20 protein-coding genes are annotated in these 17,477 nt (G+C 68.9%); 12 read left to right on the forward strand and 8 right to left on the reverse strand.

All coding sequences use genetic code 11. The annotated features are described in order from the left end of the window. The 3 genes from ACESK5_RS03085 to ACESK5_RS03095 form a co-directional block, all read right to left on the reverse strand. Positions 1-216 (reverse strand): hypothetical protein (locus ACESK5_RS03085; protein ID WP_372910080.1); only part of this gene is annotated, 216 nt, incomplete at its 3' end. A 205-nt stretch (positions 217-421) separates the two neighbouring features. Continuing rightward, entirely contained in the window at positions 422-1,312 is an 891-nt protein-coding gene (locus tag ACESK5_RS03090; protein WP_372910081.1) for a Vms1/Ankzf1 family peptidyl-tRNA hydrolase, read from the reverse strand. A 70-nt stretch (positions 1,313-1,382) separates the two neighbouring features. After that, positions 1,383-1,730, reverse strand: coding sequence for a DUF5802 family protein (locus tag ACESK5_RS03095; RefSeq protein ID WP_372910082.1), 348 nt, complete (start codon positions 1,728-1,730; stop codon positions 1,383-1,385). 237 nt (positions 1,731-1,967) lie between these two features. Between ACESK5_RS03095 and ACESK5_RS03100 the strand changes: the two genes are divergently transcribed. Further along, entirely contained in the window at positions 1,968-2,393 is a 426-nt protein-coding gene (locus tag ACESK5_RS03100; RefSeq protein ID WP_372910083.1) for a hypothetical protein, read from the forward strand. Between the two features lie 6 nt (positions 2,394-2,399). Here the strand turns inward: ACESK5_RS03100 and ACESK5_RS03105 are convergent, their stop codons facing one another. Next, positions 2,400-3,896, reverse strand: coding sequence for a TrkH family potassium uptake protein (locus ACESK5_RS03105; protein WP_372910084.1), 1,497 nt, complete (start codon positions 3,894-3,896; stop codon positions 2,400-2,402). Between the two features lie 187 nt (positions 3,897-4,083). On the opposite strand from ACESK5_RS03105, the gene ACESK5_RS03110 reads away from it, so the two are divergent. After that, on the forward strand, positions 4,084-4,842 hold the full coding sequence (locus ACESK5_RS03110; RefSeq protein WP_372910085.1) for a hypothetical protein: 759 nt from the start codon (positions 4,084-4,086) through the stop codon (positions 4,840-4,842). Positions 4,843-5,005: 163 nt separating this feature from the next. Here ACESK5_RS03110 and ACESK5_RS03115 read toward each other — a convergent pair whose 3' ends face one another. After that, positions 5,006-5,359 (reverse strand): hypothetical protein, encoded by a 354-nt coding sequence (locus ACESK5_RS03115; RefSeq protein ID WP_372910086.1) that lies wholly within the window; start codon positions 5,357-5,359, stop codon positions 5,006-5,008. Then, positions 5,349-6,389 (reverse strand): zinc-binding dehydrogenase, encoded by a 1,041-nt coding sequence (locus tag ACESK5_RS03120; protein WP_372910087.1) that lies wholly within the window; start codon positions 6,387-6,389, stop codon positions 5,349-5,351. The genes ACESK5_RS03115 and ACESK5_RS03120 overlap by 11 nt, the downstream gene beginning before the upstream one ends. Positions 6,390-6,522: 133 nt before the next feature. On the opposite strand from ACESK5_RS03120, the gene ACESK5_RS03125 reads away from it, so the two are divergent. From ACESK5_RS03125 to ACESK5_RS03160, 8 genes are all read left to right on the forward strand, one after another. Beyond that, the gene (locus ACESK5_RS03125; protein WP_372910088.1) at positions 6,523-7,137 is read left to right on the forward strand and encodes a molybdenum cofactor biosynthesis protein B; all 615 of its coding nucleotides are present in this window, start codon (positions 6,523-6,525) and stop codon (positions 7,135-7,137) included. A gap of 338 nt (positions 7,138-7,475) precedes the next feature. Further along, the gene (locus ACESK5_RS03130; RefSeq protein WP_372910089.1) at positions 7,476-8,390 is read left to right on the forward strand and encodes a glycerophosphodiester phosphodiesterase; all 915 of its coding nucleotides are present in this window, start codon (positions 7,476-7,478) and stop codon (positions 8,388-8,390) included. A gap of 100 nt (positions 8,391-8,490) precedes the next feature. Then, positions 8,491-10,248 (forward strand): dihydroxy-acid dehydratase, encoded by a 1,758-nt coding sequence (gene ilvD / locus ACESK5_RS03135; RefSeq protein WP_372910090.1) that lies wholly within the window; start codon positions 8,491-8,493, stop codon positions 10,246-10,248. Positions 10,249-10,375: 127 nt separating this feature from the next. Further along, a complete protein-coding gene (locus ACESK5_RS03140) occupies positions 10,376-11,017 on the forward strand; it encodes a helix-turn-helix domain-containing protein (RefSeq protein WP_372910091.1) in 642 nt (213 codons plus the stop codon). Positions 11,018-11,256: 239 nt separating this feature from the next. Further along, positions 11,257-11,457 carry a hypothetical protein gene (locus ACESK5_RS03145; RefSeq protein WP_372910092.1) on the forward strand — a complete coding sequence of 67 codons (201 nt, stop codon included), beginning with the start codon at positions 11,257-11,259 and terminating at the stop codon, positions 11,455-11,457. Then, a complete protein-coding gene (locus tag ACESK5_RS03150; RefSeq protein WP_372910093.1) occupies positions 11,454-11,666 on the forward strand; it encodes a hypothetical protein in 213 nt (70 codons plus the stop codon). Before ACESK5_RS03145 ends, ACESK5_RS03150 begins: the two co-directional genes overlap by 4 nt. 379 nt (positions 11,667-12,045) lie before the next feature. Then, positions 12,046-13,188, forward strand: a complete 1,143-nt coding sequence (locus ACESK5_RS03155) for a CBS domain-containing protein (protein ID WP_372910094.1) — start codon at positions 12,046-12,048, stop codon at positions 13,186-13,188. An 83-nt stretch (positions 13,189-13,271) separates the two neighbouring features. Continuing rightward, complete coding sequence (locus ACESK5_RS03160) at positions 13,272-13,547, forward strand: hypothetical protein (protein WP_372910095.1); 276 nt, start codon at positions 13,272-13,274, stop codon at positions 13,545-13,547. Here ACESK5_RS03160 and radB read toward each other — a convergent pair. Continuing rightward, positions 13,510-14,190, reverse strand: a complete 681-nt coding sequence (gene radB / locus ACESK5_RS03165; RefSeq protein WP_372910096.1) for a DNA repair and recombination protein RadB — start codon at positions 14,188-14,190, stop codon at positions 13,510-13,512. The genes ACESK5_RS03160 and radB overlap by 38 nt on opposite strands. Before the next feature lie 376 nt (positions 14,191-14,566). On the opposite strand from radB, the gene ACESK5_RS03170 reads away from it, so the two are divergent. Then, entirely contained in the window at positions 14,567-15,064 is a 498-nt protein-coding gene (locus ACESK5_RS03170) for a universal stress protein (protein WP_372910097.1), read from the forward strand. Between the two features lie 133 nt (positions 15,065-15,197). Further along, positions 15,198-15,992 (forward strand): hypothetical protein, encoded by a 795-nt coding sequence (locus ACESK5_RS03175; RefSeq protein ID WP_372910098.1) that lies wholly within the window; start codon positions 15,198-15,200, stop codon positions 15,990-15,992. Here ACESK5_RS03175 and larC read toward each other — a convergent pair whose 3' ends face one another. Further along, positions 15,993-17,333 (reverse strand): nickel pincer cofactor biosynthesis protein LarC, encoded by a 1,341-nt coding sequence (gene larC, locus ACESK5_RS03180; RefSeq protein ID WP_372910099.1) that lies wholly within the window; start codon positions 17,331-17,333, stop codon positions 15,993-15,995. Between the last annotated feature and the right edge of the window lie 144 nt (positions 17,334-17,477).

Raw genomic sequence — 17,477 nt, forward strand, 5'->3', positions numbered from 1 at the left:
CGGGATGCCGCCCAGGATGTACAGGACGGTCACGAGATCGACGCCCTTCGGCTGCGGCTCCTCCCGCGCCTCCGGGTCGGCCATGGCTCCCTCCTGTCCTCCCTCGCGCCTCCGGGCGCGAGCACCACGGTTGGGGAGTGCCGAGGCGTCCACCGCGCCCGTGTGCCGCGGGCCGTCTCGCTCGCACCGGCCGCGGCGGTGTCTGTTCGCGCGCACTCGCCACGCGGTCCAGGCGGCGTCCGCGACGCTCCCCTCCGAACCGGGCGAACGTTCACGTACGAGGACGCGGCCACCCCGGTGCGTGACGTGACGTCGACCGTACGGCGGGCGCGGGTGTCCGGCACGACGCCGTGCGGAGGGGAGCGTGCCGGCTGTCAGCCCCATCGAACAGTAGTCCCGGACACGCCACCCCGAAGCGGACTCACAGCAACGACAGCCGCGTGGTGAAGAAGTCGTCGACGGCGGCCGTGAACGCCTCCTCGGGGTCGCCGCTGGCGTCGACCCGGGCGACGTGGTCGGCCCGCTCGTCGAACGCGCCGAGGACGGTCTTCTCGCCGACGACGACCAGTCGCCCGGTCGCCGAAACCCCGTCGAGGACGTCGAGCGCCTTCTCGACGTGTTCGTCGACCTGCGCGTCGCGACGGCGCTCGAAGCGCCCCTGTGAGAACCCACCCTTCGAGTGGGCGCTCTTGACGTCGCTCTCGACGTGGTCGGAGACGGCCCACTCGGTGCCGTCGTACGTCCCGACGACGAACAGGTCCGAACGCACGAGCGCAAGCACGTCGCCGGAGCGGGGGAGGAACCACTCGTCGTCGAGTTCGAAGCCGTCGCCCCACGTCACGAACGGGTCGGGGGCGACGGGCGGGTCGAGTGTGACGGCGACGAGTCCAGCGTCGTCGACGCAGACGAGACACGGCGCGGCACGGCGGACGAGCGGGCCACGGTCACCCACGGCCCGCTCGACGGCCTCGGGGACTCCCTCCGAGTCGACGAACGCCGTGAGTGCCCCCTCGGCGTCCGTCTCGAACGAACGGAGTCGAGCGAGGACCGCCCGCAGTCGAGCACGGGAGAGCGTCTCACGCCCCCGGAACGACACCTCCTCGTCGTCGTCGACGGCCGCCAGTCGGCCTTCGAGGTCAGCGATGCGGTCCTCGAGGCGGTTGACCCGCTCCTCGGCCTCCTGACGCGCGCGCACCGCCTCCGCGCGCCGCTCGGATTCGGCCTCGTACCGGGCTTCGAGGTGACCAACCTCCTCTTCGAGGTCAGCGATGCGCGCTTTCAACTCGGCGCGGCCGAGCAACTCGTCGAGCATGCGCAGGGAAGGTGGCGGAGGGCACTTATACCGTCCGTCCCGGATATCAGCGAGCGATAGCCGGGTCGGCTCACCGGCCTTCGGGCGGGACCCACCCGGCGTACCGGAGCAGTTCGGCGGCCCGGTCGGCCTTCGCGAGCAGGACCTCCCGTCTGTCGGGGAGGTTGCCCGGGGCGAGCGGTTCGGGCACGGCGAGTGTGCCGGTCGGGACGCTGTCGTCGCCGAGAACGGGGAAGTGCCCGCCGCTCTCCAGTTTCATCACCAAGGGGGCGTCCGTGCGTTCGACCCCCTCGTCCGCAGTGTAGAGGTGTTCGTTGACCCGGACGTGGTCGTCACGGTGGATGACGGCGTGGTCGCCGCCGTGCGGTTCGACGTACAGGCGTCCGAGGTAGTATCCGCTTGAGAACTGTTCGAACATACTGTGCAATGTGTTCTCACACCACGGATACTCAAAAGCGTTGTCGCGACGTTTTTTATAGAACCACACGTCTACCGGCGCCGAGTATCCGAATCGAGAACCAGCGTGGCGAACGCCGAGGTGAACAGGTGGTGACGGCAGCCCGAGCTGGACACCGGAGGAACCACTTAGGGGCGTCTCGCTCGCGTCGCTGAGCGAGCGAGTGGTGACCGGCGACGACTCGCTCGACGTCGGGGTGTGCGACGGGGACGAACGCGACCACCAGGGGACGAGACGGTCGTCCTCGTCCACGCCGGACACAACGACGCCCAGTTGAGCGGCGGCGAACCACGCGTCTCGGACACGGCGTTCCGCGATGCGGCGGCGGCCCTCGACACGTTCCTCGCCTCGCACGAGCGCGTCGACCGGCACGCGTTCGTCGGGCTCGTCCCGCTCCTGAGACTCGACGGGGGGGAAGGCGTCCCGTTCGACGAGAGCCAACCCGGACGGTCTCTCGCGTACGACGATGCGCTGGCCGACGCGGTGGAGACACATCTCGCCGTGGCGCGACCGGTCGGCGAGTGGTTCGAGCGGACGGAGGACGGCGTCCACCCGAACGACGCTGGACACGCGTACGTCGCCGAACGAGTGACCGCGTGGCTGGCAGGAGAGGGACGACGGTGAGTCGGCTCACGACTGCCAGTACGACGGCGTGAGGACGACGAGCACCGGGATGATCTCGATGCGGCCGAGCCACATGAGGAACGTCATGACGAGTTTGGTGCTCGAGGGGAACGACTCGTAGTTCGCGAACGGGCCGGCGATGCCGAAGCCCGGTCCGACGTTGAAGAACGTCGAGGCCGCCGCGCCCATCGCCTCGAACTCCGTGACGGCCAGCTGGACCCGCGAGGCGTCGACGACGACGAAGATGGTCGCGAAGATGAAGAAGACGAGCGAGACGAGCGTGTACGCGTAGATGTCGCGGATAGTCGCCTCCGGGACGACCTGTCCGCTCAGTCGGACGGGCCGAACGACGGAGGGGTTCGCCACGGTGAACAGGTCGCGGCGGAACGCTTTCAGCACCACAAGCCACCGGAGCGCCTTGATTGAGCAGGTGGTGCTACCGGCCATCCCCCCGATGAACATACAGACGAACAGCAGGTGTTTGGCGGCCGACGACCAGAGGTTGAAGTCCGTGCTCGCGTACCCGGTGGTGGTCACGATCGAGACGACCTGGAAGAGGGAGTGGCGCGCGATGGCCTCCGGGCTGGTGTGCGGACCGCCGTCGACGAAGAGGATGCCAGCGATGGCGAGCGAGAAGAACGCCAGGACGCCGAGGTAGAAGCGGAACTCCTCGCTCTCGCGGAGGCGGTTCGTGTTCCCCTGGAGCGCGAAGTAGATGAGGACGAAGCTGGTCGCGCCGGCGGCCATGAACGGGATGACGGCCCACTGCACGACCGGAGAGAACGCAGCGAGACTCTCCGCTCGCGGGGAGAACCCGCTCGTCGAGATGGTGGTGAAGGCGTGCGTGACCGCGTCGTACAGCGTCATCTCCGGCGCCAGCCCCACGAGGTGGAGGCCGTAGAGGACAGCCACCTGGAGCGCGGTCAGCCCGAGGTAGAGCTTCCAGAGGAGAGCGGCCGTCTCTGATATCCGAGGCGTGAGCTTGTTGACGTCCTGCGTCTGCGTTTCGGTCTCCATGAGCTGTGCCCCCCCGACGGAGAGTTGCGAGAGGACGGCCGTCGCGACGACGAGGATGCCGATGCCGCCGAGCCACTGGAGCGTCGCGCGCCACAGCAGCACCGCCCGCGAGTGTCGGTCGAAGTCTACTATGACCGTCGCGCCGGTCGTGGTGATGCCACTCATGCTCTCGAACAGCGCGTTCACCGGCTGGGCGAGCGCGCCCTCGCCGGCGAGGACGAACGGCACGCTCCCGACGACAGCGGCGCTCAGCCAGGTCAGAGAGACCATCAGGAACCCCTCGCGCAGTCCGAGCGAACTCGAGTCGGTCAGCCGTTCGAGCGCCGCCCCGAGGACGACCGTCCCGACCATCGGAGCGAAGAACGGGAGCGGGGAGGTACCGTCGAGGAGTGCGATCGCGAGTGGGAGCGCGAGCGGAACCCACAGCCACTTGAGGATGGTTCCGACCAGGCGACAGCTGACGCGCCAGTCGATTCGAGTCCTCATCGACGCGACTCGGCGGACGTCGGCGTCACGTCCGCGGAGCTGGCTGTCAGTCGCACCGTCTCCCCTCCGACCCTGCCGTGGGGTGTGTGGACATCGTACCACGGTACTGTTCGGCCTCGATGTAAAAACCATGTCTACAGCGGAGCGGGACCGAAACCACCATACCCACCGACTCCTGCGACCGGGCATGGACCACGTCGACGCCACCGACACCGGGGGCGACCTGGACCACACGGACCGAGCCATCCGCGCGACTGCGTCAGAGGACTGGCAGACGGCGGGAGAGCAGTACACGCTCGCGGCGTACGGGACGCTCGCCGGGCACGAGGGGTTCCGGCGCGAGGCGTTCGACGAGCGGCGGACGTCGGCGGGGACCGCGGTCTGTCACCTCGTCCGCGCCGGACTCTGTTATCGGCTCGCGGGCGTGGAGGCGGCCGCCCGGAACCGGGCGATGCAGGGTGCGCTCGTCGCCGTCGACCAGAGGCGCGTGCGAACGGGGGTGGACGCCGCCGCCTGCGACGAACTCCTCGGCCACTGCCGGGGACTGGCGGGCGAGACAGAGCGGGCGGGCGAGGCGTACGACCGGGCCGCACAGGGGTACGCGGACGCGGCCGTCGACGACCCGGCGAAGGCGACGACGCGCCCGCTCTTACAGGCCGGGACCGACCTCGTCACCCACCTCTCCCGGCCCGACGACGTGGGGTGGGACGACATCCACGGGACGGGGAGCGACGCCCTCTCCCGCCGCGTCCGGTTCGTGCGGAGTCGCGTCCGCGAGTTGCTGGCGGCGCGGATCAGAGAGGGGAAACTGTACGCGCCGCGGGGGTCGACGGAGTACGGCGTCGACCGCTTCACCTGTCCGGCGTGTGGCTCACACGACGTCAACTACGTCGCCGAGGCGGTGCTGTGTCTGCGGTGTAACGCAGTCGTCGAGGAGCGGTCGTAGCGGGTCGCGACCAGTCGGTCGTCGCGAGTCGGGGGAACGTCGTCGCGGCCCCCGCGGGAGAGGCGAGAGAGACGTCACGGCGGCCGCGCCGCCGCGCGCCCGCGCGCCCATCAGTGCCGACGGTCGGTGTGCGGGAGCGAACGACCGGCCGGCCAGTCGGAACTCACCGTCGCCGACTCGCCGCCATCGACCACACCGCGGTGACACCCAGGAGGAGTGCCGGGACGAGGGGGAGGACGAGCATGGCGACGATGAACGACAGGCCGGCCTCGCCGGGGAGGGCGGGCCGCAGGTAGATGATACCGGGAATGACGAGGAACGAGAGGATTACGGTGGCGACGAGCACCCAGCCACGGTCGCCGAAGCCGGTCGGTTCGGGGCCGGGGAGCGGAGCACGCTCCTCGGCATCCGACTCGGGACCGGCGTCGGAACCGGAGTCGGCCACGCTCTCTGCGGCGTCCGCTGTGTCACCCGCGTCGGGGCGGTGGACGTATCCCTCGTCGGTCTCAGAGCTCACTGTCGGGAGTTACGACCACGCTCCCAAAGCCTTCACGCTCTTCGAGCATCTCGTGTGCGCGAGCGGCCTCGCTCATCGGAAGGTTCGCGCGGACGTGCGACTCGAACGTGCCGTCCCACACCAGTGGGAGGACGTCGTCGATTTCGCCGGGCGTGGCCATCGTCGATCCGACGACCGAGAGCTGGTTCCAGAAGATACGGTCCAGTCCGGCGCCGGGGTTGCCCCCCGTGGTCGCGCCACAGGTGACGACGCGGCCGCCCTTCGCGAGCGACTTCAGCGAGTTCGGGTAGGTGGCGTCGCCGATGTGGTCGACGACCATGTCGACGCCGCGCTTACCGGTCATCTCTCTGATCTCGCTGGCGAAGTCCTCGGACTCGTAGTTGATGACGTGGTCGGCGCCGCAGTCTTCGGCGTAGGAGAGTTTCTCCTCCGTCGAGGCGGTGGCGTACACCTCGGCGCCGACGTAGTCGGCAATCTGCACCGCGGCGTGACCCACCCCACCGGAGGCACCGAGGACGAGCACGGACTCGCTCGGGCCGAGTTCGCCCCGCGAGATGAGCATCCGCCACGCCGTCTGGAACACCAGCGAGGCCGACGCCGCCGTCTCCCAGTCGACGTGCGTCGGCACCTCCACGAGGTTCTCCTCGGGGACCGCCGCCAGTTCGGAGTGGACGCCTCTGATGTGCTCGCCGATCAGGTGGTAGGAGACACACATCGACTCCTCGCCGTCGCGGCAGAACTCGCACTTCCCACAGTACTTGCCCGGCTGGACGGCGACGTGGTCGCCCACCTCGAACCGCGTGACCTCCTCGCCCACGTCCTGGACGACGCCCGCACCGTCGCTCCCCGGGATGTGCGGGAAGTCGAGGTCGATGATCGGCAGGCCGCGACGGGTCCAGACGTCGAGGTAGTTCAACCCGCCGGCCTTGATGTCGACGAGGACCTCGTCGCGGTCGATTTCCGGGTCGGGGAAGTCGCCGTACTCGATGACGTCACGGTCGCCGTGCTCCGAGAACTGAACGGCCTTCATCGTCGGTGGGTCAAACCACAGTGATAAAACGGTATGGTTACGCGTATCGACGACCGGTAGTTCGACGTCTGTCGAACTTCGGGGGGCCGGACGATGGACCGGAGTTTTGGCGAGGCAGCCAGAACGAACGGGCATGAGCGACGACCGACCGCTCGGTGGACGCGACGAACACGAACGCGACGGTGAGCACGACCACGCCCACGGTGACGACCACACGCACGACAACGGCGACGACCACGGCGCACACGACCACCACCACCACGACGTCGAGACGCTCGGCGTGGCCGTCCTCACCGTCACCTCGTCGCGGTCGCTCGACGACGACCCGGCGGGCGACGCGATTGCCGCACGGTTCGAGGACGCGGGCCACGAGATAACCACCCGTGACCTCGTCGGCGACGAGTACGACACCGTCCAGTCGGCGCTGTCGGCGCTCACGAAACGCGACGACGTCGACGTGGTCGTCTCGACCGGGGGGACGGGGGTGACCCCGGACGACGTGACCGTCGAGGCGGCGGACCGCCTGTTCGCCAAACGCCTCCCGGGGTTCGGCGAACTCTTCCGGCGGCAGTCGTACGACGAGGTCGGCGTCATGGTCGTAGCGACCCGTGCCACGGCGGGCATCGTCGACGAGACGCCCGTGTTCTGTCTGCCGGGGAGCGAGAACGCGGCCCGACTCGGGGCGGACATCGCCGTCGAGGTGGCGGGACACCTCGCGGGGCTGGCACGACGAGACGAGGACGAGTAGGACGCACGACTGACCCCGTTCCCGCTCGACAGACGTTCTCCGTCGATACACAGTTCCGCTCGACAGACACTCGACACTACCAGATATCAGGTTGTTTTCAGTACCGCCGGGTGTTTTCTGGCGGGGGAGAGGAGGAGCAACCGATGTCTGATAGAGACACGACGCTCGATCGACGGACATTCGTCAAGGGAACTGGAGCTGCGGCGGTCGGAGCGGCCGTTACCTCCGGCGCCGCGTCGGCGCAGGAGGCTGGACACGGCGGAGGTCGTTCGGACGACAACCCGGGGAGCGGTCGTTCGGACGACAACCCGGGGAGAGGAGACGGACGGTCGAGCGACGTGGCGCTCATCGCTCACCGTGGGTTCGCCGGTGTCGACCCGGAGAACACGGTGCAAGCAGTACGCAACGCCTCGCGCGGGTGGAGTCCGGAGCAGGGGCAACGGCTCGCCGACGTGCTCCGCGACAGCGTCGAGTCCATCGAGGACGGGGAAATCGTCCTCGACCTCGACGACGACCTGTCCGAGCTGTTCCGGGACCTCGAGCGGCGGGAGCTCCCCAGCCTAGCACAGCGGCAGGCCGACATGATCGAAGTCGACGTCATGCCCTGCGGAGACGGCGACATCGTCGTCTTCCACGACAACCAACTGTCCAGTCGTGACGAGGGGACGCGGGGACTGACCGACGCGGAGGGGACCGTCTGGGAGACCGACTGCGAGACGGTGACGTCCGCGGAGGTGCTCGAGAGCGGCGAGACGGTGCCGCTGCTGACGGAGGTCATGGACGCCATCCCCCCCGAAGTCGGCGTGAACCTCGAGTTCAAAGCGAACGGGAACATGTCGTGGGACGACTTCGCCGACCGGACCCTCTCCATCGCCGCCGACTACGACAACGAGATACTCGTCTCGTCGTTCGCCGAGGACGCCATCGCGGCTGTCGCCGAGGACTACCCGGACGTCCCCATCGCGTTCCTGTTCTGGAACGACATCGAGGCCGGTCTCGAGGTGACCGACGAGTACGACTGTGACGCGATGAACGTCCCGTACAACATGGTCCAGGGGACGCCGTTCTTCTCGGACGACATCGGCTACGACAACGTCCCCGACGGTGGGTACGCCGACGTCGATCTGGTCTCGGCGGCCGACGAGCGCGACATCGAACTGAACGTCTGGACCATCCAGAGCTGGTACCAGGCCGACCAGCTCGTCGACGCCGACGTCGACGGCCTCATCTCCGACTTCCCGAACGTGCTGTAGTCGCGCCTCGGAGCCGCGAATCGGTGTCGCCACCCGCCCCGCCGACGCCACGTTGCCGGCAGTGACGGTCATTTAAGCGTCCGCGGCGCAACTCCCGGGTATGAGTCATCAAGAGCCTCCCGAACGAGCACAGGACGACACCGACCAGTTCGCCGGGCGGAAGGACCGGGACCTCCCGAGCCGAGACGTGACGGAGGGTGCCGAACGGGCACCCCATCGGGCGATGTTCCGCGCGATGGGGTTCGACGACGAGGACCTCTCCTCGCCGATGGTCGGCGTGGCCAACCCCGCCGCGGACATCACACCGTGTAACGTCCACCTCGACGACGTCGCGGACGCAGCCATCGCGGGGGCCGACGACGCGGGCGGGATGCCCATCGAGTTCGGCACCATCACCATCTCGGACGCCATCTCGATGGGGACCGAGGGGATGAAAGCGTCGCTCATCTCCCGGGAGGTCATCGCCGACTCGGTCGAACTCGTCGCCTTCGGCGAGCGTATGGACGGCCTCGTGACCGTCGCGGGCTGTGACAAGAACCTCCCCGGGATGATGATGGCCGCCATCCGAACCGACCTCCCGAGCGTGTTCCTCTACGGTGGCTCCATCATGCCCGGCCAGCACGACGGCCGGGACGTCACTATCGTCCAGGTGTTCGAGGGCGTCGGCGGCTACGCGCAGGGCGAGATGAGCGCCGACGAACTCGACGACCTCGAGCGCCACGCCTGCCCGGGCGCCGGGTCCTGCGGCGGAATGTTCACCGCGAACACGATGGCTTCGATTTCCGAAGCTCTGGGGTTGGCGCCGCTCGGGAGCGCCGGGCCGCCCGCCGAGCACGAGTCGCGGTACGACGTCGCCCGCGAGGCCGGCGAACTCGTCCTCGACTGCATCGAGAACGACCGCCGGCCCTCCGACATCCTCTCGCGGGAGTCGTTCGAGAACGCCATCGCCCTGCAGACGGCCATCGGCGGGTCGACCAACGGCGTGCTCCACCTGCTGGCGCTCGCTCGCGAGGCAGGCATCGACCTCGAAATCGACGACTTCGACGCCATCAGCAGGCGCACGCCGAAGATCGCCGACCTCCAACCGGGTGGTCAGCGCGTGATGAACGACCTCTTCGAGGTCGGTGGCGTTCCCGTCGTCATCCGCCGTCTCCTCGACGCGGGACTGTTCCACGGCGACGCGATGACCGTCACCGGACGCACGATTGCAGAGGAACTCGCGACGCTGGACCTGCCCGCCGACGAGGACATCGAGGCGGACTTCCTCTACACCGTCGACGACCCGAAGCAAGCGGAGGGTGCCATCAAGATACTGACGGGCAACCTCGCGCCCGACGGTGCGGTCCTGAAGGTGACCGGCGACGACGCGTTCCACCACGTCGGCCCCGCCCGCCTGTTCGAGGACGAGGAGGACGCGATGCGGTACGTCCAGGAGGGCGAAGTCGAGTCGGGCGACGTCATCGTCATCAGGAACGAGGGACCGCAGGGTGGCCCGGGGATGCGCGAGATGCTCGGCGTCACCGCCGCCGTCGTCGGACAGGGCCACGAGGAGGACGTCGCGCTCATCACCGACGGGCGCTTCTCCGGCGGGACGCGGGGGCCGATGATCGGTCACGTCGCGCCCGAGGCGGCCGTGGGTGGCCCCATCGCACTCCTCGAAGACGGCGACGAGGTCACCGTCGACATCCCCGAGCGGGAACTGTCCGTCGACGTGAGCGACGAGGAACTGGCGAGGAGGCGAGACGAGTGGGAGCCGTCCCAGCCGAACTACACGAGCGGTGTGCTCGCGAAGTACGGCCAGGCGTTCGACTCCGCGGCGAACGGGGCCGTCACCAACCCCGGCGTGAAGCGGGACTGAGTCCGAACGCTGGTGGCCGAAGCGGCCGAATCCGCCGCAGCCGGGTGGTCTGACCGAGAGCCCCGGGTGAGCTGGTAGCGTGTGCAGGCCGCGTGCTGACCCGCGTCCACCCCGTGGTGACGAGTGAGTGACAGTTATCGTCGAACTCTCCGTCCCGGACGAGGAGTGTCTGCTCGGCCGGGTTCTCGCGGACGCACCCGACACACGCGTCGAACTCGAACGCGTCGTCCCCACGGGGTCGGCAGTGGTCCCGTACCTGTGGGTGTCCGGGACGGACATGGACGCGCTCGAAGCGCAGGTCAGGGCTTCCGACGACGTCGTCTCGCTCACCGTCCTCGACCGTCTCGACGGCTGGTCGCTCTACTGCATCGAGTGGGCTGATACTCCTCACAGCCTCCTGCAGGGCATCGGTGCCTCCGAGGGGACGGTGCTGGAGGCCCGTCGTGACGACGGCTGGCTGTTCCGACTCCGGTTCCCGGACCACGACTCCCTCTCGAGGTTTTACGACTACTGCGTGGAACGGGACGTCACGGTCCACATCGAGCGGAGCTTCACTCTGACGGAGAAGACCGAGGTCGGCCGTCAACTCGGGCTCTCCGGGGAACAGCGCGAGGCGCTCTTGCTCGCGCTCCGGACCGGGTACTTCGACACCCCCAGCCGGGCCTCACTCGATACCCTCGCCGACGAGTTCGGCATCTCGAAGCAGGCACTCTCGAACCGGATTCGGCGGGGGACGAAAGCGGTCCTCGAGGGGACGCTGCTGTCGTGAGGCGGTGTACGGAGCCGTCTCTCCGCGTGGCGGCTGTGTCGGCGTAACCCGGGGCGGGCAGGGGTATATGAAGGAGTTGTCTGGTCAACGGATACGGTCATCCCCCGCTGGAGGATACGTCTCTTCCGATGTCTTGGCTCACTGTCACGGTACACGTCGACCCGGGAACAGTCGACCGCGTGGTGGCGGCGCAAGCGACCGCGTCCCGTGGAATCTATCCGGCACCGTCGGGACGACCCGTGGACGAAGTGGCGTCCGTCGACTCAGCCGCGTCCGTCGTGGACCGTCAGGACGGGGGCTCGGCCCGTCACGTCGGTCGGCGTCGGCGGTATCGCGTCGACCGGACGGGGCTGGCCGGCGAACACCTCGTCGACAGCGCGGGAACCGACGCCGTCGAACAGGTCGGGTCGCGCGCCGTCGGCACGGGAGGAGGGTGGTGACACCCCATCGCCGGCGCGAGGACGGTGACGTGGTGGGTTCGGACGGAGAGGACGGCCCCTCGACGGGCGGCGAGCCGGCCCTGCTCGGCGTCTGCACCGACTGCGGCCGCGCGTATCCGATTCAGGCCGGCACGGACCGGCTCCGTCCCATCGGGACCGACGGGAACTGCCGCTGTGGGAACGACGAGTTCGAGGCGCTCGACGAGTAGCGACGGAGAGCGACCGACGGACGGACCGTCGCCGGGAGGGATGGGCGCCGGCCCGAACGGTCCGGAACGTCGGAGAGTCGCGGAGAACGTCAGTACGTGTTAAGCCTCTGGGCGGCGTACCACCGCGCCGTAAATGTCGGCTTGGAAATGTGATACCCCGTGTCCGCACTGTCAGTTCTACTGCACGCTGGAGCCGAACCACATGAGCTTCGAGCACCGCTGTACGGACGGCCACACCTGGTCCTGAGCCCGACGCATGCGACGCATGCAGTGAGGCCATCGGGGGTGAACGGCGGCCGCGGCGGGGGCACCCCGCTTCAGACGTGTGGGAACGGAACGAAGCTTCAAGAGCGCCCGCGGTGTAGGGTCGGATTGGACTATGGATATCTCTGACATCGCCCTTCCTGATTTCATCGAGGTCGACGCGGACAAGCGCCTGGGTAAGATCCGGTCCATCTTCGACCGGGAGAACCCGAAGGGCCTCATCGTGACCAACGACGGGAGCTACGTCGGTGTCATCGGCGAGAAACAGCTCGTCAAGTCACACGTCGAGGACAACACGAAGGCGGCGGCGCTGGTGCGCTCGGCGCCGAAGATCGACCGACACGAGGACGTCCGCGAGGTGGCGCGGATGCTCGTCGAGGGCGACGTGAAGCTCGCGCCCGTCTACGAGGGCGAGAAACTCGTCGGCGTCATCACCGAGGACGCCATCCTCGAGGCGGTCATCGAGAACCTCGACGCGCTGGTGGTCGAGCAGATATTCACCGAGGACGTGATTCAGATCGGTGAGAAGGACCGAATCGGACGCGCCATCAACCTGCTCCGCGAACACGGCATCTCCCGGCTGCCGGTCACGGACGACGGCGGCCGTCTGGCGGGCGTCATCACGACGCACGACATCGTCGACTTCGCCGTTCGCAACGACCACAAGCAGGGGAAAGGTGACCGCCGCGGCGACATCGACCGGATGCTCGACCTGCCGGTCTACGACCTGATGACGAGCCCCGTCATGACCACGGATCCGACGGCGTCCGTCCGCGACGCGGTCGAAGAGATGCTCGAGAACGACATCGCCGGCCTCGTCGTCACTCCGACCGACGACGACGGCACCGTCGCGGGCGTGCTGACGAAGACCGACGTGCTCCGGGCGCTCACCTTCACCGAGGAGGAACGGATGGACGTCCAGGTCACCAACGTCTCGCTGCTCGACACCATCTCGCGGGACGAGATTACGAGCGCCATCACCGAGGTGGTCGACAAGTACCAGCAGATGCAGGTCCACCACGCGCACGTCCGGTTCCACGAACACAAGGAGAAGCTCCGTGGAACGCCCCTCATCCAGTGTCAGATCCGACTCCGGACCAGCCACGGACAGGTGGCCGGGTCGGGCGAAGGCTACGGCGCCGAGCACGCGTTCCACGTCGCGCTGGACAAACTCGAGCGGAACGTGCTCGAGATGAAAGGCGTCAACGCCGACGAGCGCTACCGCGGACAGCTCCTCAGAAAGCTCGGCGACCTGTAACGAGGACCCGAGAACCGGCCGTCTCCCGGGGAGCGCTGCGGAGGCGCCCCGACGAACCGGCGCTCTCGTCAGTCTGCGACCAGATGCGGACAGGTCGTGGAGCCGGTCTCCGGGAGCGTCGGCGGCGCCGCTGGACTCTCTTCACCGACTGTGAAGCGGCCACCACGACGGTTCTCACCGGTGGCTTCCTCACGTTCTTCTCGGCCCTCGTCGTCACACGGGTCGTCGTGCTCGGCTACGTCGTCCGCGTGTTGCGGGCGGTCGACGGCGGCGAGCGAGCACCCACGTTCGACCGGGTGCGGCCGCTCCTCGTCGCGGCGTTCAGAACTCCTCGACCGCTTCGAGGCCCGCGTCGGTGATCCGGAACGTGGCAGTCTCGCCCGCCGGCTTCGACCCGTGTTTCTCCAGGGTGGCTCGCCGCTTCCCGCCGCGGAAGCGGTCGAGGCGGACGACCACGCCCGTCCAGTGTTCGAGCGTGTTCCCCCCGAGCGGGCGCACCCGGTCGGCATCGGGGTCGCTGAACACCTGGTTCGTCAGCAACACGGCGAGGTCGTGACGGCGGGCGATCGAGAGCAGGTGCGTGACCTGCCGGGCGACACGCCGGAGCGCCGCCCCCTCGTCGTCGTCGTGTCGCTCCAGGCGGTAGAAGCCCGTCGCCGAATCGAGGACGACGAGGTCGGCGCGCTCGGCGATGGCCGCGACGGCGCGGCCGGCCTGCTCCTGTTCTTCGAAGTCGTGGGCGTTCGAGACGACCACCCGGGAGGCGACGTCGTCGACGTCACCGACCGCCGCGGCGACCTGTTCGAACCGCGCCGGTGACAGTCCCTCGGTGTCGACGTAGACGGCGAAGCCGTCGACGGCGGCGCGCACGGCGGCGCAGAGCGCGACGTTGGTCTTGCCGGCCGCGGGCGGGCCGTAGACCTGGGTGACGGTGCCGCGTTCGAGGCCGCCGCCGAGGAGGTCGTCGAGCGGCTGACAGCCGGTCGGGAGGTGGTCGCTCACGTCGAGAGGTAGCGTCGCACCCCGATTTAATCCCTCGCATCCGGCGTGTGTCGGGTGGAGCGTGTGCGAGGGTGGACCGGGTCGTCCGTGCAGGCACCTGACGCGCTCGCGGCGGAGACGAACTGACGTGTCGGAGGTGTCGACGGGACGGCAGTCGCGAGCCAACGACCGCCGGTCGCTGGGACGTCCACTCGTGGGGACGGCCGACTCGTCACGACTGCGAACGGGCGAGAGCGACGCCGTCGCACCCCGTTCGGGCCGTCCGGATGGCCGTCGAGCCGGGACCGAATCGACACGAACGTCCATTATTAATTTTTACTCGTGGTTGAGTAAATTCTTCGGAAGGTTTATTGCGGTCAGCGTCCAACAGTGAAATATGAGCCAACAGCCAGTACAGCAGCCGCCGAAGCGACAGTCCGGTCTGAACAGCGTCCTCGTGGCCCTCGGGCCCGAGGACGCGGAGCGCGTGACGCGACTCGCCGAGGAGGCAATCGACATCGCCGGGCCCGCTGACGCGACAGTCGTCATCAACCACGTGTTCACCCACGAGGAGTTCGAGTCGCGCGTCGACACGCTCGGCTTCGACCGCGCGCCGTCCGACGTCAGCGCCGACGACGTCGCGCGGCGCTACTCGCCGGTCCGTGCCCTGGCTGCGAAACTCGACGAGGCCGGCGTCGACTACGAGATTCGTGGTGCGGTCGGCGACTACGGCGAACGGGTCGTCTCCGTCGCCGAGGAACTCGAAGCCGACCTCGTGCTGGTCAGCGGCCGGAAACGCTCGCCGACGGGCAAGGCCGTCTTCGGGAGCGTCGCCCAGGAGATCATGCTCTCGGCGCCCTGTCCGGTGACGTTCGTCCGCGCGGACACCAAGTAACCGGAACCCGACCGCGACGGACGGACCCGGTTCGACGCCGCCGTCCACTCACTTCTCACCACGCATCGACACGACACCCCGAGCGGCGCACTTCGCTCGGTACGTTTTATTCCGCGGGCGACGAACCGCGAGCGTGATCGTCGTCGCCACCGCAGACTTCGAACTCTACCACGAGGCCGTCGCAGAACTCCGCGACCGGGGGACCGTCTTCACCACGGTCGAACCCGGCGACGAGTTACCCGACCGGGCGCACGTCGTCGTCGTCTCCCACGACGACGTCGACGCCGTCGACGTGCCCGAGGGGGTCGAACGGGTCGTGGCGAGCGGCGGCGACGACGCACGGCGTGCGGTGGAGGAAGCCCTCGCCGTCCTCCGAGGCGGTGGCGGTCGAACCGTCGTCGGCGTCGACCCCGGGACGCGACCGGGCATCGCCGTCCTCTCGGGTGAGGTGGTCGTCGCCGCCTTCCACGTCCCCCTCGCCGACGCCGTCGAGGTCATCCGCCGCGAGGTCGACGGCGAGACCGACCCCCTGGTGCGAGTCGGCGACGGTGCGCGCCTGCAGGGGAGTCGCATCGTCAACGAACTCGACGACGTGCCCGTCGAACTCGTGGACGAGACGGGCACCACGCCGTACCTCGGAACCGGCACGCGAGGGATGGGCGACGTCCTCGCCGCGGTGAATATTGCCCGACTCGACGGCGAGCGCGTCGACTCCCGCGAGGTCGACCCGACCCCGGGCGAACTCCAGCGCATCAAGGACGAGTCGCGACAGCGCTCTGGCGGCGACCGGACCATCGACGAGGAACTCGCCCGCCGGGTGGCGAGCGGGGAGTTGAACGTCGACGAGGCGCTCGACGAACACCGCGACGAGACACCCGACGAACACCGCGACGAGACACCCGACGAACACCGCGACGAGACGGGGTAGTCACTCGAGTCGGTCCCGCGCCGCGGCCTCGGCCCGCCGGGCCACCTCGCGGACCGGGAGGTCCGTCTCGCGGGCGACGGCGGCCGCGTCGTCGTACTCGGCGCTCACGTCGTACACCTCGCCGTCGGCCGTCGAGGCGACCTTGACCGAAACGTCGTACGACCGGCCGGAGACGTCGAGCGTGACGGTCTGGAAGTCGCGCTCGGCGACCCAGCGGTGCCCGGCGCCGTGCTCGCGGATTCCGAGGGTGCCGGTCTCGACGGCGAGTCGGCGGGCGACCCGCTCGGCGTCCTCGGGTTTGGTGACGACTTTCACGAGGTGGCCGGGGCGGGACTTCTTCATCGTCACCGGGAGGACGGAGACGTCCCGCGCGCCGGCGTCCACGAGCGACTCCTGGAGCCCGCCGAGGACCTCCGGCGGGGCGTCGTCGAGGTTCGTCTCGAGGACGGTGATGTCGTCGCGTCGCAGTCTCCCACCACCGTCACCGACAACGGCCCGGAGGACGTTCGGGTGGTCGGCGAACGACTTCGTGCCCGCGCCGTACCCCGACGCGGAGACGTGCAGCGAGGGGAGCGCGTCGACACCCTCGGCGAACTCGGCGAGGAGCGCCGCGCCCGTCGGGGTGAGGAGTTCGCGCTCGACGGGACCACCCACGAGACGCCAGTCGGCCCCGGCGGCGAGTTCGACGACGGCGGGGGCGGGCACCGGGTAGGTCCCGTGGCTCATCTCGACCACGCCGCCGCCGCTGGCGACGGGCGTCGTCACCACGCGGTCGACGGCGAGGTCGGCGAGGAGCAGACAACTGCCGACGATGTCGGCGATGGCGTCGTCGGCACCGACCTCGTGGAAGTGTATCTCCTCGACGGACGTCCCGTGGACAGTCGCCTCCGCCTCGGCGAGACGTCGCACCACCGCCCGTGCGCGCTCGACCACCGCGTCGTCGAGGTCCATGCCGGCGACGACGTCGAGGACCGCCGCGTAGCTTCGGTGCGGGCCGGCACCCTCCGCGTGGTCGGCCGTCGCCGCGGCATCGGCGTCGGACGCGTGGTCGTGCTGATGTGAGTGGTCGTGGTCGTGTCGCTGTGAGTGGTCGTGGTCGTGCGAGTGGTCCTGAGCCCCGTCAGCTTCGCGCTCGTGGCTCGCGTCGTCCGCGTCGTCCAGGACGACGTCGACGGTGGTCGCCGCGATGCCGTTCCGCGTCGTCTCCCCGACCCGGTACGTGACGTCGAGAGCGTCCTCGACGGGTGAGAGGACGGCCGGGTCGGCGCCGGCAGCGACCAGGGCGGCGAGGAGCATGTCTCCGCTGGCACCGGTCCGACCGTCGAAGGCGAGGGTTCGCATGTGCGAGTGGAGACGAGGGAGGGACAAATACTGTCGGTCGTCGGACCGCGGGCACACGCGTGGCTGACGTCGGCGCGGATGTGCAGTGCGCGTCGACGCGGGTGTGTCGTGCGTGCCCGTGTCGGTAGGGATTAATACCGTCCA

Source organism: Salinigranum sp., assembly GCF_041641895.1.
GTDB lineage: Archaea > Halobacteriota > Halobacteria > Halobacteriales > Haloferacaceae > Salinigranum.

Excerpts from the sequence above, each read along its gene's own strand:
- ACESK5_RS03090 (WP_372910081.1), bottom strand. The coding sequence starts at position 1,312 with ATGCTCGACGAGTTGCTCGGCCGCGCCGAGTTGAAAGCGCGCATCGCT.
- ACESK5_RS03095 (WP_372910082.1), bottom strand. The coding sequence starts at position 1,730 with ATGTTCGAACAGTTCTCAAGCGGATACTACCTCGGACGCCTGTACGTC.
- ACESK5_RS03105 (WP_372910084.1), bottom strand. The coding sequence starts at position 3,896 with ATGAGGACTCGAATCGACTGGCGCGTCAGCTGTCGCCTGGTCGGAACC.
- ACESK5_RS03110 (WP_372910085.1), top strand. The coding sequence starts at position 4,084 with ATGGACCACGTCGACGCCACCGACACCGGGGGCGACCTGGACCACACG.
- ACESK5_RS03120 (WP_372910087.1), bottom strand. The coding sequence starts at position 6,389 with ATGAAGGCCGTTCAGTTCTCGGAGCACGGCGACCGTGACGTCATCGAG.
- ACESK5_RS03125 (WP_372910088.1), top strand. The coding sequence starts at position 6,523 with ATGAGCGACGACCGACCGCTCGGTGGACGCGACGAACACGAACGCGAC.
- ilvD (WP_372910090.1), top strand. The coding sequence starts at position 8,491 with ATGAGTCATCAAGAGCCTCCCGAACGAGCACAGGACGACACCGACCAG.
- ACESK5_RS03155 (WP_372910094.1), top strand. The coding sequence starts at position 12,046 with ATGGATATCTCTGACATCGCCCTTCCTGATTTCATCGAGGTCGACGCG.
- ACESK5_RS03160 (WP_372910095.1), top strand. The coding sequence starts at position 13,272 with ATGCGGACAGGTCGTGGAGCCGGTCTCCGGGAGCGTCGGCGGCGCCGC.
- ACESK5_RS03170 (WP_372910097.1), top strand. The coding sequence starts at position 14,567 with ATGAGCCAACAGCCAGTACAGCAGCCGCCGAAGCGACAGTCCGGTCTG.
- larC (WP_372910099.1), bottom strand. The coding sequence starts at position 17,333 with ATGCGAACCCTCGCCTTCGACGGTCGGACCGGTGCCAGCGGAGACATG.